The sequence below is a fragment of the Pseudomonas sp. NFX15 genome (assembly GCF_049132105.1).
Taxonomy (GTDB): domain Bacteria; phylum Pseudomonadota; class Gammaproteobacteria; order Pseudomonadales; family Pseudomonadaceae; genus Aquipseudomonas.
The window spans coordinates 98,988-114,736 of record NZ_JAFMPV010000014.1 but is presented as its reverse complement, the minus strand read 5'-3'; the positions used below and the strand labels follow the sequence as shown (position 1 = coordinate 114,736).

The window sequence follows — 15,749 nt, the reverse complement described above, 5'->3', positions numbered from 1 at the left end:
GTCACACCCCGCTCGCAACGGCGTCGTGCAACGGGATCATCGCTTCACGCGCCCAGCGGGCGGTGATGCGCTGGCCGGTCTGGTGTTGGGCGCTGGTGTCCAGCCACTGGTTGTTGGCCTGGCTGATGTTGAGGGTCTGGCCGTTTTCCAGTTTCAGTTCATAGCGGGTGGCGCTGCCCTGGTACTGGATGTCATGCAGCAAGCCACTGACTTCGATCTCATGGCCGGACAGCGGGCCTTCGGCGAAACGCACATGCTCCGGGCGAATCGAGAACGGCTGTGGGTTACCACTCAACTGCTTGGCAAGGTCACCGCGAATCACGTTGGAGGTGCCGACGAATTCTGCGACGAAGGTGGTCGCCGGTTTCATGTACAGGTTGCGCGGGCTGTCGACCTGTTCGATGCGGCCCTTGTTGAACACCGCCACGCGGTCGGACATCGACAGCGCTTCGGTCTGGTCGTGGGTGACGAAAATGAAGGTGATGCCGAGCTGGCGTTGCAGCTTCTTCAGCTCACTTTGCATTTGCTCGCGCAGCTTCAGGTCGAGGGCGCCGAGGGGTTCGTCGAGCAACAGCACGCGAGGGCGGTTGACCAGGGCGCGAGCGAGGGCCACACGCTGGCGCTGGCCACCGGAGAGTTGTACCGGCTTGCGGTCGCCATAGCCGCCGAGGGCGACCATCTCCAGGGACTCTTCGGCACGCTTGAGGCGCTCGGCCTTGCCGATGCCTTTGACTTTCAAACCGTAGGCGACGTTGTCGCGAACGTTCATGTGCGGGAACAGCGCGTAATCCTGGAACACGGTGTTCACGTCGCGCTGGTACGGCGGCAGGCCGGCGGCCTCTTCGCCATGAATACGGATGGAGCCTGCGCTCGGTTGTTCAAAACCGGCGATCAGGCGCAAACAGGTGGTCTTGCCCGAGCCGGAAGGCCCCAGCATGGAGAAAAACTCGCCGTCCTGGATGTCGATGGAAACCCGGTCTACGGCTTTCACTTCGCCGAACTGACGGGAAACGTTGGTGAACTGGACTGCAAGCGTCATGGTGCGGTGCTCCAAAAAGGCGAAGGCCGTCGCAGCGGCCCTGCCTGGACTTCTGAAAAAACAAAATCGGTAGAGAAGAGCGCTTCGCGCTCTATCGCTGGCAAGCCAGCTCCTACAGGGGTACGCGGACTGTGTAGGAGCCGGCTTGCTGGCGATAAGGTCCGAAGGACCTTCAGGCGTTAACGGCCGCCCATGATCGCGATGTAGTCCTGGGTCCAGCGGCTGTACGGCACGAACTTGCCGCCTTCAGCCTGCGGGGTTTTCCAGAAGGCGATCTTGTCGAACTGGTCGAAACCATTGGTCTTGCAGCCTTCGGCGCCGAGCAGTTCGCTCTCTTTGCACGCCGCTGGAACTGCTGGCAACGAGCCAAACCACGCCGCTACGTCACCCTGGACTTTCGGTTGCAGCGACCAGTCCATCCACTTGTAGGCGCAGTTCGGGTGCTTGGCCTCGGCGTGCATCATGGTGGTGTCGGCCCAGCCGGTGGCGCCTTCTTTCGGAATGGTCGAGGCGATCGGCTGTTTCTCGTTCATCAGGCCGTTGACCTGATACGGCCAGGCACCGGACGCGACCACGCCTTCGTTCTTGAAGTCGCTCATTTGCACGGTGGTGTCATGCCAGTAGCGGTGGATCAGCGGCTGTTGGGCACGCAGCAAATCGAGCACGGCCTTGTACTGGGCTTCGGTCAGTTCATACGGGTTCTGGATGCCCAGTTCCGGCTTGGTCGACTTCAGGTACAGCGCGGCGTCGGCGATGTAGATCGGGCCGTCATAGGCCTGCACGCGACCCTTGTTCGACTTGCCATCGGGCAGGTCCTGCGGATCGAACACCACGTTCCAGCTGGTGGGTGCGGTCTTGAATACGTTGGTGTTGTACATCAACACGTTCGGGCCCCACTGGTACGGGGTGCCGTAGGTCTGCTTGTTGACCACGTACCACGGTGCATCCTTGAGGCGCGGGTCGATGTTTTTCCAGTTCGGGATCAACGCGGTGTTGATCGGTTGCACACGCTTGCCGACGATCAGGCGCAGGGACGCGTCGCCCGATGCGGTGACCAGATCGTAACCACCCTTGGCCATCAGGCTGACCATTTCATCGGAGGTGGCGGCGGTCTTGACGTTGACCTTGCAGCCGGTTTCCTTCTCGAAACCGGTCACCCAGTCGTAGGCCTTGTCGCTCTCGCCACGTTCGATGTAGCCAGGCCAGGCCACAATGTCCAGTTGTCCTTCGCCCGCCCCGACAGTTTTGAGCGGCTCGGCGGCCTGGACGGCGGCGCTGGCCAGCAGCGCGGTGGTGATTGCACTGAGCAGTGCGGTCTTGTGCACGAACATGGGAATTCCCTCTTCTTTAATTATGGTCGGGGCAGTCGTTTGAACGGGGTGAAGCGTGCCGTTGGTGGCTTGTTATTAGCGTAGTCAGAGATGTTCGCCGTGGCGGGCCATGATGTGCCGCACCACGCTGTAGTCCTGAAGCGAATCGCTGGAGAGGTCTTTGCCGTAGCCCGAACGCTTGAGGCCGCCATGGGGCATTTCGCTGACCAGCATGAAATGGCTGTTGATCCAGGTGCAGCCGTACTGCAAGCGCGCCGCGACCTGCATCGCCTTGTCGAGGTTCTGGGTCCAGACCGACGACGCCAGGCCGTATTCCGAATCGTTGGCCCAGTCCACGGCTTGCGCCAGTTCATCGAAACGGGTCACGGTGACCACCGGGCCGAACACTTCGCGCTGGACGATCTCGTCGCTTTGCTTGCAACCGGCGAGCAGGGTCGGCTGGTAATAGAAGCCGGCGCCGGAATGTACGGCTGCACCCGTCACTCGTTCGATGTGCGGTTGGCCGAGGGCACGTTCGACGAAACTGGCTACACGGTCGCGCTGGCGGGTGCTGATCAATGGGCCGATTTCATTGTCGGCGTCACGTTTGCCAGCGAAGCGCAGGCTGCTGACGGCCGCGCCGAGTTCGGCTACCAAACGATCATGAATCCCGGCCTGGGCATAGATGCGGCACGCGGCGGTGCAGTCCTGGCCGGCGTTGTAATAGCCGTAGGTGCGCACGCCTTCGACCACGGCCTGGATGTCGGCATCGTTGCAGACGATCACCGGGGCCTTGCCGCCGAGTTCGAGGTGGGTACGCTTGAGGGTTTTCGAGGCGGCTTGCAGGATCTTCTGGCCGGTGACGATATCGCCGGTCAGCGACACCATGCGGATCTTCGGGTGGCTGACGAGATGGCTGCCGACACCTTCGCCACCCCCGCAAACAATGTTGATCACGCCGCGCGGCAATATCTCGGCCAGCGCTGGCGCCAGGGCCAGGATCGACAGCGGCGTGTGTTCCGACGGTTTGAACACCAGAGTGTTGCCGGCGGCGAGGGCCGGGGCGATTTTCCACGCGGCCATCATGATCGGGTAGTTCCACGGTGCAATCGACGCGACCACGCCAATTGGATCGCGACGGACCATGCTGGTGTAGCCCGGCAGGTATTCACCGCTGAGCTGGCCGGTCTGGCAACGCACGGCGCCGGCGAAGAAACGGAACACGTCGATCGTCGCACTCAGGTCGTCCTGACGGGCCAGGTGCAACGGCTTGCCGCAGTTCATGGATTCGAGGCGGGCGAGCAGGTCGGCGTTTTTTTCGATGGCGTTGGCGATGTCCAGCAACAGGTTCGAGCGTTGCTGTGGCGTGGTGCGTGACCAACCGGCAAAGGCCCGGTGGGCGGCGAGAATGGCGGCTTCGACTTGCTCGGTGCTGGCTTCGGCGATCTGCGTGATCACTTCGCCGGTGGCCGGGTTGAGAATCGGCTCGACGCAGCCTTGACCGGCGACTAATTCACCATCAATCAATAATGCGGTGAACAACGGGGTGTGCGCGCCAGCCATTTTTCGGGTTCTCTTTTCTTGTATGGCCATGGTGTTCCCAATTGATGTGGGCCTGGCCGTCTTATATAGATGGAACAAGACTAGTTCGCAGGCCCGAGGACGACAAATACTAAATACTGAAGGTAGCGTTCGATTAAATAGATGGCTTGCGTCCGCCGTGAGGTTGCTCGCGAGCGACCGTCAGGAATGGGTCTACCAGCGCTGGCCGCGCCGTGCCGCGACGCCAGGCCAGGCCTACGTCGAGGGTCTGGCTGAGGTCGGCAATCGGCCGCGCTTCGATGATGTCGCCTTCCAGCGACCAGGGGCGGTAGGTCATGTCCGGCTGGATCGACACGCCCAAACCCGCCGCCACCAGGCTTCGTACCGCTTCAGTCGAGGCGGTGCGCAGGGTGATGCGCGGTTGCAGCGAGGCGGCGGACCACATGCGTTGGGCGTTGCGGTCCATCTCGTCGACGTTCAGTTGAATCAACGGCTCGCGGGCCACGTCGGCGAGGTTGATGCTGTCGTGTTCCAGCAACGGATGTTGGGCTGGCAGCCATAGCCGGTGCGGCGAGTGGGTCAACACTTCAGTCTGCAAGGCATGACGGTCTTCGAGGTTGGACAGGATCAGCACGCCGACATCGATCTCGCCGCTGACCAGCAAATGCTCGATGTACGGGCGTTCGTCTTCCATCACGCGGATTTCCACGTTGGGGTAGGCGCGCTGGAAGCGGGTGAGCAAATCCGCCAGGTAGTAACCGGCTACCAGGCTGGTCACGCCGACGATCAACTGGCCGGCAACTTGGTCGGTGCTCTGTTGCAGGCTGCGCTTGGCGTTGTCCACCGTCGCCAGGATCAAGTGCGCCTGTCGCAGGAATTGATGGCCCTGGTGGGTCAGGGTCATGCCCTTGGCGTGGCGGCTGAACAGGCTGACACCGATTTCCTCTTCCAGTTGCTGGATCGCCAGGGTCAGTGTCGACTGGGAAATGAACGCGGTTTGCGCGGCGGACGAGATCGAACCGGTCTCGGCCACGGCGATGAAATGGCGGATCTGACGCAGGGTCATCATGGGATAGCACCCGGTGGGCTGTTTTTATCGATTGGCGAGAGTGTATATCTTTTTTTCCGATAGGCAGCGGCCAGACACCACAGGCCCTTGTAGACGCTGGCTTGCCAGCGAAGGCGTCCGTCCAGTCAGCCCTCAGTTGGCTGATCCACCGCTTTCGCCGGCAAGCCGGCTCCTACAGGTCTTTCGCCAGCCCCGGGATCTGCGAACAACGCAGCCCTTGTAGGCGCTGGCTTGCCAGCGAAGGCGTCCGTCCCGTCAGTCCTCGGCTGTCTGACCCGACGCTTTCGCCGGCAAGCCGGCTCCTACAGGTCTTTCGCCAGGCTTGGGATCTGCGAGCAACACAGGCCCTTGTAGGCGCTGGCTTGCCAGCGAAGGCGTCCGTCCCGTCAGCACTCAGTTGGCTGGCCCACCGCTTTCGCCGGCAAGCCGGTTCCTACAGGTTTCTGGCCAGGCTCGGGATCTGCGAGCAACACAGGCCCTTGTAGGCGCTGGCTTGCCAGCGAAGGCGTCCGTCCCGTCACTACTTTGTTGCCTGACCCACCGCTTTCGCCGGCAAGCCGGCTCCTACAGGTCTTTCGCCAGCCCCGGGATCTGCGAACAACGCAGCCCTTGTAGGAGCTGGCTTGCCAGCGAAGGCGACCGTCCCGCCACTACTTTGTTGCCTGACCCGACGCTTTCGCCGGCAAGCCGGTTCCTACAGGTTTCTGGCCAGGCTCGGGATCTGCGAACAACGCGCTGAAAGCGTCTTATAAATGAAACACCGCCCTCGGCTATACTCCCCGCATTTGCCATCAGGCCTCGAGGATCGACTGTGAAGAACTGGACGTTGCGCCAACGCATATTGGCGAGCTTTGCGGTGATTATCGCCATCATGTTGCTGATGGTGGTCCTCTCTTACTCGCGGTTGCTGAAGATCGAAGAAAGCGAGGCCAGCGTTCGCGACGACGCGTTGCCGGGCGTCTACTACAGCTCGATGATTCGCAGCGCCTGGGTCGATGCATTCCTGCAAACCCAGGAAATGCTCGGCTTGAAGCAGGGGCAAGGCATCAGCAGCGAAGACGCGGCGGACTTCAAGACGTTTGAAGCGCGCCTGCTCGAACAGATGAACAACTACCGCAACACCATCACCACCGATGAAGACAAGGTCGAGTTTGCCGCTTTCGAACAAAAGCACGAAGCGTTCAACAAGATTCTGGCGGCTGTGCTCGATCTGCACAGTCGCAACCAGGGAGCGGAGGCCATCAAGTTGTTCAACGAGCAACTGACGCCGGCCTGGACCGCCGGGCGCATGAAGCTCAACGACATCATCCGCGAAAACAAGGCGGTGGCTGACCACGACATCGCCGCCATCGACGACGCGGTGCTCGCCGCGAAAATCAGCATGGGCATTTCCCTGCTGGTGGCCGTGCTGGCCGCGGGCCTCTGCGGCCTGCTGCTGATGCGCGCGATCATGGCGCCGATGAACCGCATCGTGAAGATTCTCGAAATCATGCGCACCGGCGACCTCAGCGGACGCCTGAACCTGGAGCGCAAGGACGAATTTGGCGCAGTGGAAACCGGGTTCAACGACATGATGACCGAGCTCACGTCCCTGGTGTCTCAGGCCCAGCGTTCGTCGGTGCAGGTGACCACCTCGGTGACCGAGATCGCCGCCACTTCCAAGCAACAACAGGCCACCGCCACCGAAACCGCCGCCACCACCACGGAAATCGGCGCGACCTCCCGCGAGATCGCGGCCACGTCCCGGGACCTGGTGCGCACCATGACCGAGGTCTCCACCGCCGCCGACCAGGCTTCCGTGGCCGCCGGCTCCGGGCAACAGGGCCTGGCGCGCATGGAAGAAACCATGCACTCGGTAATGGGCGCGGCCGATCTGGTCAACGCCAAACTGTCGATCCTCAACGAGAAGGCCGGCAATATCAACCAGGTGGTGGTGACCATCGTCAAGGTCGCCGACCAGACCAACCTGTTGTCGCTCAACGCCGCCATCGAGGCCGAGAAGGCCGGGGAATACGGACGCGGTTTTGCCGTGGTCGCCACCGAAGTGCGGCGCCTGGCAGACCAGACGGCGGTGGCCACCTACGACATCGAGCAGATGGTGCGCGAGATCCAGTCGGCGGTATCGGCCGGGGTCATGGGCATGGACAAGTTCTCCGAAGAAGTGCGGCGCGGCATGTCCGAGGTGCAGCAGGTTGGCGAGCAGTTGTCGCAGATCATCCACCAAGTACAGGCGCTGGCGCCGCGGGTGTTGATGGTCAACGAAGGCATGCAGGCCCAGGCCACCGGGGCCGAGCAAATCAATCACGCGCTGGTGCAGTTGGGGGATGCCAGCAGCCAGACGGTCGAGTCCTTGCGCCAGGCCAGTTTCGCCATCGATGAGCTGAGCCAGGTGGCCGTCGGGCTGCGCAGCGGCGTTTCGCGATTCAAAGTCTGATGAGCGAAATCACCGTCAAGCGCGCCGCCGTGAAGCAGTCATTGCACGCGTTGTTTCTGGTGTTCCGCATCGGCAGCGAGCGCTACGCCCTGCAAGCCATCGAGGTGGCGGAAGTGCTGCCGCGCCTGCCGTTGAAGCCCATCGCCCATGCGCCCGCCTGGGTCGCCGGGGTATTGGCCCATCGCGGTGTCGTGGTGCCGGTGATCGACGTGAGTGCGCTGACCTTTGGCACGCCGGCGCAGGCCCGTACCAGCACGCGACTGGTGCTGGTCAGCTATCGCCCGCAGCCTACGGCCGAAACACAACTGCTCGGGCTGATCCTGGAACAGGCGACTGACACCTTGCGTTGCGATCCGGCGGATTTCCAGCCCTATGGCCTGGACAATCGCCAGACGCCGTACCTGGGCCCGGTACGCAAGGACGAGCAGGGCTTGCTGCAATGGTTGCGGGTCAGCGATCTGCTGGACGATCAGGTGCGCGCCTTGCTGTTCCCTTCGCCGCCTCGGGATCCTTCGCTGCTTGAGGTACGACCATGAACAGCGACCAGCGTTTTTTCGACTTTCTAAAAGAGCGTATCGGACTCGACGTGACCTCCGTAGGCCAGGCGCTCATCGAGCGAGCGGTGCGCCAGCGCACCATCCAGTCGCAAGCCGCGACGGTCGATGAGTACTGGCGAACATTGCAAGTCTCGCGGGACGAACAACAGGCCTTGATCGAAGCGGTGATCGTTCCGGAAACCTGGTTTTTCCGCTACCCGGAATCCTTCGCCACCCTGGCGAAACTGGCGAGCAAGCGCCTGGCCGAGATCAACAACCTGCGTGCCCTGCGGATTCTCAGCCTGCCGTGTTCCACCGGCGAGGAACCGTACTCCATCGCCATGGCACTGCTCGATGCCGGGCTCAAGCCGCACCAGTTCAAGGTCGAGGGCATGGACGTCAGCCCGCTGTCGGTGGAAAAGGCCAGGCGTGGTCGTTACGGCAAAAATTCTTTTCGCGGCGATGACATCGGCTACCGCGACCGTCATTTCACTGCCGAAGGCGAGGGCTATCGCCTGAACCCGCGTGTGCAGGAGCAGGTGCGCTTGCAGGTCGGCAATCTGCTGGATCCGGCCTTGTTGGCGGGCGAGCCAGCGTTTGATTTCGTGTTTTGTCGCAACCTGCTGATCTATTTCGACCAGCCGACCCAGAAGCAAGTCTTTGAAGTGCTCAAGCAGCTGACCCACATGGACGGCGTGCTGTTTATCGGCCCGGCGGAGGGCAGTCTGCTGGGGCGTTTGGGAATGCGCTCGATCGGTATTGCGCAGTCCTTTGCCTTCAGCCGCCAGGGCACACCGGACCCCGAACCTTTTCCGGCCTTCATGGCGCCGCCGTTGCCGGTGCCACAACCGCTGCGCGCGCCGACGCCGACACCCGTGCGCGGCCAGCCGTTTAGCCGCGTTGCGCCGGTACAACCGCTGCGCGAAATGCCGGCGTCCGATGCTGCCGGGCTATTGGCGAACATCGCCACGCTGGCGGACGAAGGCAAGAGCGCCGAGGCACGGGTGGTGTGTGAGCGTTATTTGCGCACTCATGAGCCGGTAGCCCAGGTCTTCTATTGGCTGGGATTGCTCAGCGATGTGGCCGGCAATGCCCTGGAAGCCCAGGCGTATTACCGCAAGGCGTTGTACCTCGAACCGCAACATCCCGAGGCGTTGATGCACCTGGCCGCGTTGCTGCAGGCCCAGGGCGACGTGGCGGGAGCCAGACGATTGCAGGAGCGCGCCGCCCGCAGCGGGCGCGCCGCTGACAGTGAGCGTAAACGATGATCGCCGACACCTTTAGCGTCAGCCGGGATGCCCAGGCCATCGACGATTGCTGGAACCGCATCGGTATCCATGGCGACAAGACCTGCCCGTTGCTGGTCGAGCATATTCATTGCCGCAATTGCGCGGTGTACTCGGCGGCCGCCACGCGTTTGCTCGATCGCTATGCCTTGCAGCAGGAAGATCGCGGGCCAGCGTCGGTAGCCGTCGACAGCGATGTGAAAACCCGTTCGCTGTTGATGTTCCGGTTGGGCGAGGAATGGCTGGGGCTGGCGACTCGCAGTCTGGTCGAAGTGGCGCCATTGCAGGCGATTCACTCCTTGCCGCACCAGCGCTCCCGAGCCTTGCTGGGCGTGGCGAATGTGCGCGGTGCGCTGGTCGCCTGCCTGTCGCTGGTGGAGTTGCTGGGGCTCGACGCTACCGGCAACGTGGCCACTGGTGCGCGGGTCATGCCGCGCATGCTGATCATCGCCGCCGACGGTGGTCCGGTGGTGGTGCCGGTCGATGAAGTCGACGGGATCCATGCCATCGACGAACGCATCCTCGATGCCGCGTCTCGCTCGGGCAGCCAGGCCAGCGCCAAGTACACCCGTGGCGTGTTGCAATTCAAAGGTCGCAGCCTGCGTTGGCTGGATGAAGAACAGCTGTTGTCCGCCGTGACCCGGAGCCTCACATGACCCCCGAGCAAATGCGCGACGCTTCTTTGCTGGAGCTGTTCAGCCTGGAAGCCGAGGCCCAGACCCAGGTCTTGAGTACCGGCTTGCTGGCGCTTGAGCGTGACCCGACCCTGGCCGATCAACTGGAATCGTGCATGCGTGCCGCGCACTCGCTCAAAGGGGCAGCGCGGATCGTTGGCGTGGATGCCGGGGTCAGCGTTGCCCATGTGATGGAAGATTGCCTGGTCAGCGCCCAGGAAGGTCGCCTGTCGCTGCGCCGCGAGCACATCGATGCGTTGCTGCAAGGCACCGATTTGCTGATGCGCATTGCCACGCCGAACCATGCGCCGGGGACTGCGGAGATCGACGTCTACGGGGCATTGATGGCGCGCTTGCTGGACCCGACGACTGCGCTGGCGGCGACGGCCGAACCGGTGATGGCCGAGCTTCAGCTAGAGGCCCCCGCACCCAAGGTCGAGCCACCGGCACCTGCCGTCGAACCGTCCCCCACACCAGCCCCGCGCAAGACCAAGCGCACCACTGAGAACGGCGAGCGTGTGCTGCGCGTCACCGCTGAACGCCTGAACAGCCTGCTCGATCTGTCGAGCAAGTCACTGGTGGAAACCCAGCGGCTCAAACCGCACCTGGCGACCATGCAACGGCTCAAGCGTATGCAGAACAACAGCCTGCGCGCCCTGGAGAATCTCAACGTTCACCTCAAGGATCACGCCTTGAGCCTGGAGGCCCAGGAAGCCCTTGAGGATGCGCGGCGGTTGCTGGCGCAGTCCCAGCAACTGCTGGTCGAAAAGAACGCCGAACTCGATGAGTTCGCCTGGCAGGCCAGCCAGCGGGCGCAGGTGTTGTACGACACGGCGCTGGCCTGTCGCATGCGGCCGTTTGCCGACGTGCTGACCGGGCAAGTGCGGATGGTCCGGGATCTGGGGCGCGACCTGGGCAAGCAGGTGCGCCTGGAAATCGAAGGCGAGAAAACCCAGGTCGATCGCGACGTGCTGGAAAAACTCGAAGCGCCGCTGACTCATCTGTTGCGCAATGCGGTCGACCACGGCATCGAAACCCCGGAGCAACGCGTGTTGGTCGGCAAGTCGGCGGAAGGCTTGATTCGCCTGCGCGCGTCCCATCAGGCCGGTTTGCTGGTACTTGAGTTGAGCGATGACGGTAATGGCATAGACCTGGAAAAGGTCCGGCGCAGCATCGTCGAGCGAAATCTGTCACCCGCGCAAACGGCGGCACAGTTGAGTGAAGAGGAGTTGCTGACGTTCCTGTTCCTGCCCGGTTTCAGCCTGCGCGACACCGTCACCGAAGTGTCCGGTCGCGGGGTCGGCCTGGACGCGGTACAGCACATGGTGCGGCAGTTGCGCGGTGCGGTGGTGCTGGAGCAAACGGTGGGCGAGGGCAGTCGTTTCCATCTTGAAGTGCCCTTGACCTTGTCGGTGGTGCGCAGCCTGGTGGTGGAAGTCGGCGACGAAGCCTATGCCTTTCCGCTGGCGCACATCGAGCGCATGTGTGATCTGGAGCCTGAGGACATCGTACAGGTCGAAGGTCGCCAGCATTTCTGGCACGAAGGCCGGCATGTCGGGTTGGTGGCAGCCAGCCAGTTGTTGCAGCGTCCGGCCAGCCAGGGCAGCGAGCAAACCCTGAAGGTGGTGGTGATCCGCGAGCGCGATGCGATCTACGGCGTGGCGGTCGAGCGGTTTATCGGCGAGCGCACGCTGGTGGTGTTGCCACTGGATGAACGTCTGGGCAAGGTGCAGGATATTTCCGCCGGGGCCTTGCTCGATGACGGAAGCGTGGTGCTGATCGTCGATGTCGAAGACATGCTGCGTTCAGTGGAAAAATTGCTCAACACCGGGCGCCTGGAGCGCATTGCCCGCCACAGCAGTCAGGTGGTTGAGGCGGTGCGCAAACGAATTCTGGTGGTGGACGATTCCCTCACTGTGCGAGAGTTGCAGCGCAAGCTATTGCTCAATCGCGGCTACGACGTGGCGGTTGCGGTGGATGGCATGGATGGCTGGAACGCGCTGCGTTCGGAGGATTTCGATCTGCTGATCACCGACATTGATATGCCGCGCATGGACGGCATCGAACTGGTCACGCTGCTGCGTCGGGACAATCGCCTGCAATCGCTGCCGGTGATGGTGGTCTCCTACAAGGACCGTGAAGAGGACCGGCGCCGTGGACTGGACGCCGGGGCCGACTATTATCTAGCCAAGGCGAGTTTTCATGACGATGCCTTGCTCGATGCTGTGGTCGAGCTCATTGGAGGGGCGCGGGCATGAGGATCGCAATCGTCAACGACATGCCTATGGCCGTGGAGGCCTTGCGCCGTGCCCTGTCCTTTGAGCCTGCGCACCAGGTGATCTGGGTCGCGGTCAATGGTGCCGAAGCCGTGCGCCAGTGCGCGCTGGACACCCCGGACCTGATCCTGATGGATCTGATCATGCCGGTGATGGATGGCGTCGAGGCCACGCGGCGGATCATGGCCGAAACCCCGTGCGCCATCGTTATCGTCACCGTGGATCGCCAACAGAACGTGCACCGGGTGTTCGAGGCCATGGGCCACGGCGCGCTGGACGTGGTCGACACCCCGGCGGTCGGTGCCGGCAATGCCCAGGAAGCGGCCGCGCCGCTGTTGCGCAAGATCATGAACATTGGCTGGCTGGTGGGCGAGAAGAGCAATCGGCTGCGCTCGGCGCCCGGCCCGTCGCGCAGCCAGGGTTCACGCCAGAGCCTGATCGCCATCGGCTCGTCTGCCGGTGGCCCGGCGGCACTGGAAACGCTGCTGAAAGGGCTGCCGCAGAATTTTTCGCCGGCCATCGTGCTGGTGCAGCACGTTGACCAGGTGTTTGCCGCCGGCATGGCCGAATGGCTCGCCAGTGCCAGCGGCCTCCACGTGCGCCTGGCCGAGGAAGGCGAGCCACCGCAAAGCGGCACGGTACTGCTGGCCGGCACCAATCACCATATTCGCTTGCTGAAAAACGGCACGCTGGCCTACACCGCCGAGCCGGTCAACGAAATCTACCGGCCCTCCATCGATGTGTTCTTCGAGAGTGTGGCCAGGTACTGGAGCGGTGATGCCGTAGGGGTTTTGCTCACCGGTATGGGGCGTGATGGCGCCCAGGGGCTTAAACTCATGCGCCAACAGGGTTACCTGACCATCGCACAAGACCAGGGCAGCAGCGCGGTGTACGGCATGCCGAAAGCGGCCGCGGCCATCGACGCTGCCGTGGAGATTCGCCCGCTCGACAAGATAGCACCACGATTGCTGGAGATTTTCGCTAAATGAGCACGCTTTCCCGCATTCCTGGCCCAGGCAGTACTCAGGTGACCGCACATGAATGAATTACAGCTCGAAGACTTCAAGACCGACGAAAACGCCGCCATGGTGTTGCTGGTCGATGATCAGGCGATGATCGGCGAAGCCGTGCGTCGCGGCCTGGCGAACGAAGAGAACATCGATTTCCACTTCTGCGCCGACCCGCACCAGGCCATCGCCCATGCGGTGCGCATCAAGCCGACGGTGATCCTTCAAGACCTGGTGATGCCGGGGCTGGACGGCCTGAGCCTGGTGCGCGATTACCGCAATCACCCGGCGACCAAGGACATTCCGATCATCGTCCTGTCGACCAAGGAAGACCCGCTGATCAAGAGCGCGGCGTTCGCGGCCGGGGCCAACGATTACCTGGTCAAGCTGCCGGACAACATCGAGCTGGTGGCCCGTATCCGCTATCACTCGCGCTCCTACATGACCTTGCTGCAACGAGATGCGGCGTACCGCGCGTTGCGGGTCAGCCAGCAACAGTTGCTCGACACCAACCTGGTGCTGCAACGGCTGATGAACTCCGATGGCCTGACCGGGCTGTCGAACCGTCGCCACTTCGACGAATACATGGAGCTGGAATGGCGCCGTTCGTTGCGTGAGCAAAGCCAGTTGTCGCTGCTGATGATCGATGTGGATTATTTCAAGGCCTACAACGACAGCTTCGGTCACCTGGAAGGCGACGAAGCCCTGCGCAAGGTCGCCGCCGCGATCAAGGAAGCCAGCGCCCGCCCTTCGGACCTGCCGGCCCGCTACGGCGGTGAAGAGTTTGCCCTGGTGCTGCCCAACACCTCGCCCGGCGGCGCGCGACTGGTGGCCGAGAAGCTACGCCAGACGGTGGCGGCCTTGAAAATCCCCCACAGCTCGCCAAACGAAGGCTCGAGCCTGACCATCAGCATCGGTCTGTCGACCACCATCCCGAAAGCCGGCAGCCATTGCCGCGAGCTAATCTCGGCGGCGGACAAGGGGCTGTATTCGGCGAAGAACAATGGGCGTAATCAGGTGGGGGTGGCGTGACGGTACAACGCTCCGTAGCGTTGTAGCCGCTGCGGAGCCCGCGAGGCTGCGTCCGAAGACGAAGCCCTCGCAAACCCTGTGCTTGGAGTTGACTAAAGAGGCCTGTTGCATAAGGTTGCGAGAGTTTTTGTACGGGTAGTCGCTCAATACACTTAATTATTGTTATTTAAGAATGCTGGCGGGTTTGCTTTCGACGCTGGAAAAAATCGTGTCAGCTTTTGATAAAGGCTTAGGAGGGCAGCGTCCCGTTCAATAAAAGTGAAAGGGAACGCCGCAATATGTGTTCTTACTCAAAATCTTCTTTTGGCATCTGACAATCTGGGCATAACCAGCCTTCGGGCAGATCGTTCCAAGGGGTGCCAGCTGGTATTCCATTCTCATGATCACCCAGAGCGGGATCATACTCATAGCCGCAAACAGTGCAGCGCATTATTTTTTCTTTGCTTAACATGACACTTCCTGGGGATGGATTAAAGTGTGACAGTGGCGATCAAGCCAGTTGCTCCTAAGATGAAGCCAATTAGAGCACCTCTTTCCGGTAATTCCTTTAGCATTGCGTATATCACAATTGGTTCAAGAATCAGAAGGAGTGTCAGCGATGCGACGGTAACTACCCATATGTTGCCAGTTGCTTGATATCCAAGCCAGTACGCGAAAATTAGACTGATGCCAGCAATGCTGATAAGTATTATAGGTTTTACAAAAACAAACGGGGTTTCCAATGAGCGATCAGGAAGCTTGGAGGCGTACACTTCGCTGTAAATTGTTAGTATTTCGCCGAAGATCATAAGTATTAAGGAGGCTGCCACGTAGTAGTGATTTTTCATTTTTAACCTTTGGATAGTATGGATAAAATGTCAACTACTACGGGAGTTCCCAGTTCGCTTGGGCTGAGCAGGAAGTGAGGGCCGTCGTGATCAAAAAAAAATGTGTTTTGATAGGGCGTGTTTTCGAGTTTGGCGATGCTGTGAAGTATGTCTTCGGCTTTGTGTAGATTTGAAGAATGTTTGTGTTTTAGTATTTTTATTGCATTTCCAAAGTGTATGGCCTCGTCCGCAATCAGATTTTTAATCCAAGTGTTGAAATTTTCGTGCCCGAACTCATTGTAAAATGTGTCTTTTTTATATGTTTTGACTGATGTATATTCATCGTAAGCCAATAGAAGTAAGAGGTTGAATTCGCTTGAAAGCATTTCCTGCAGTTGATCAAAATTCCCGTTTCTTGTTTTTAGTTGATCTATCAGTTCTTCCTCGGTTGAGCCAAATAGAAGGCGAATAAGCTCAAAAAAACCGTCGGAATGATTTTTTTCATCTGCAAACCATAGGTCGAGATACTGGACGAAGTATGGCGAGAATTTTGCTCTCCGTTGGTGTAAGTTATGATAAAGATTGATGGCGTCATACTCCGAAAATAAGTCTGCCATAAAAAATTCTTTGTATCTTAAGTCAATTCCAGGGTTTGTCCATTCGCTAACAGATATTTCATTGAAAAGTGCTCTTGAGCTCCAGTGTCTTTTCGTTAGGAAAGATGGATTCATTTTTTTA

Annotated in this window: 14 protein-coding genes; 7 read left to right on the top strand and 7 right to left on the bottom strand. The window is 60.7% G+C overall.

All coding sequences use genetic code 11. The features are described from left to right. Window position 1: 1 nt before the first annotated feature. The 4 genes from J1D76_RS16660 to J1D76_RS16645 all read right to left on the bottom strand — a co-directional run bounded on the left by J1D76_RS16660 (window position 2) and on the right by J1D76_RS16645 (window position 4,960). Window positions 2-1,039, bottom strand: coding sequence for an ABC transporter ATP-binding protein (locus J1D76_RS16660; protein ID WP_421139330.1), 1,038 nt, complete (start codon window positions 1,037-1,039; stop codon window positions 2-4). A 179-nt stretch (window positions 1,040-1,218) separates the two neighbouring features. Beyond that, window positions 1,219-2,370, bottom strand: coding sequence for a putative ABC transporter substrate-binding protein YdcS (gene ydcS, locus J1D76_RS16655; protein WP_421139328.1), 1,152 nt, complete (start codon window positions 2,368-2,370; stop codon window positions 1,219-1,221). Window positions 2,371-2,454: 84 nt separating this feature from the next. Beyond that, a complete protein-coding gene (locus J1D76_RS16650) occupies window positions 2,455-3,942 on the bottom strand; it encodes a gamma-aminobutyraldehyde dehydrogenase (RefSeq protein ID WP_421139327.1) in 1,488 nt (495 codons plus the stop codon). Window positions 3,943-4,045: 103 nt separating this feature from the next. Then, window positions 4,046-4,960, bottom strand: coding sequence for a LysR family transcriptional regulator (locus tag J1D76_RS16645; RefSeq protein WP_421139326.1), 915 nt, complete (start codon window positions 4,958-4,960; stop codon window positions 4,046-4,048). 811 nt (window positions 4,961-5,771) lie between these two features. Here J1D76_RS16645 and J1D76_RS16640 point away from each other — a divergent pair. The 7 genes from J1D76_RS16640 to J1D76_RS16610 are packed head-to-tail and all read left to right on the top strand — an operon-like array spanning window position 5,772 to window position 14,205. Continuing rightward, window positions 5,772-7,394, top strand: coding sequence for a methyl-accepting chemotaxis protein (locus J1D76_RS16640; RefSeq protein WP_421139325.1), 1,623 nt, complete (start codon window positions 5,772-5,774; stop codon window positions 7,392-7,394). Beyond that, window positions 7,394-7,930, top strand: coding sequence for a chemotaxis protein CheW (locus tag J1D76_RS16635; RefSeq protein WP_421139324.1), 537 nt, complete (start codon window positions 7,394-7,396; stop codon window positions 7,928-7,930). The genes J1D76_RS16640 and J1D76_RS16635 overlap by 1 nt, the downstream gene beginning before the upstream one ends. Next, window positions 7,927-9,198, top strand: coding sequence for a CheR family methyltransferase (locus tag J1D76_RS16630; RefSeq protein ID WP_421139322.1), 1,272 nt, complete (start codon window positions 7,927-7,929; stop codon window positions 9,196-9,198). The genes J1D76_RS16635 and J1D76_RS16630 overlap by 4 nt, the downstream gene beginning before the upstream one ends. Beyond that, window positions 9,195-9,872 carry a chemotaxis protein CheW gene (locus J1D76_RS16625; RefSeq protein WP_421139321.1) on the top strand — a complete coding sequence of 226 codons (678 nt, stop codon included), beginning with the start codon at window positions 9,195-9,197 and terminating at the stop codon, window positions 9,870-9,872. The genes J1D76_RS16630 and J1D76_RS16625 overlap by 4 nt, the downstream gene beginning before the upstream one ends. After that, window positions 9,869-12,148 carry a hybrid sensor histidine kinase/response regulator gene (locus J1D76_RS16620; protein ID WP_421139320.1) on the top strand — a complete coding sequence of 760 codons (2,280 nt, stop codon included), beginning with the start codon at window positions 9,869-9,871 and terminating at the stop codon, window positions 12,146-12,148. The genes J1D76_RS16625 and J1D76_RS16620 overlap by 4 nt, the downstream gene beginning before the upstream one ends. Continuing rightward, a complete protein-coding gene (locus J1D76_RS16615) occupies window positions 12,145-13,155 on the top strand; it encodes a chemotaxis response regulator protein-glutamate methylesterase (protein WP_421139319.1) in 1,011 nt (336 codons plus the stop codon). Before J1D76_RS16620 ends, J1D76_RS16615 begins: the two co-directional genes overlap by 4 nt. Window positions 13,156-13,203: 48 nt before the next feature. After that, complete coding sequence (locus J1D76_RS16610) at window positions 13,204-14,205, top strand: diguanylate cyclase domain-containing protein (RefSeq protein ID WP_421139318.1); 1,002 nt, start codon at window positions 13,204-13,206, stop codon at window positions 14,203-14,205. A gap of 286 nt (window positions 14,206-14,491) precedes the next feature. Here the strand turns inward: J1D76_RS16610 and J1D76_RS16605 are convergent, their stop codons facing one another. Genes J1D76_RS16605 through J1D76_RS16595 form a run of 3 tightly spaced genes read right to left on the bottom strand, consistent with a single transcriptional unit; the run spans window position 14,492 to window position 15,742 of the window. Further along, entirely contained in the window at window positions 14,492-14,656 is a 165-nt protein-coding gene (locus J1D76_RS16605) for a rubredoxin (RefSeq protein ID WP_421139317.1), read from the bottom strand. Window positions 14,657-14,675: 19 nt separating this feature from the next. Further along, a complete protein-coding gene (locus J1D76_RS16600) occupies window positions 14,676-15,032 on the bottom strand; it encodes a hypothetical protein (protein ID WP_421139316.1) in 357 nt (118 codons plus the stop codon). Between the two features lie 2 nt (window positions 15,033-15,034). Continuing rightward, window positions 15,035-15,742, bottom strand: coding sequence for a hypothetical protein (locus J1D76_RS16595; protein WP_421139315.1), 708 nt, complete (start codon window positions 15,740-15,742; stop codon window positions 15,035-15,037). Window positions 15,743-15,749 lie beyond the last annotated feature (7 nt).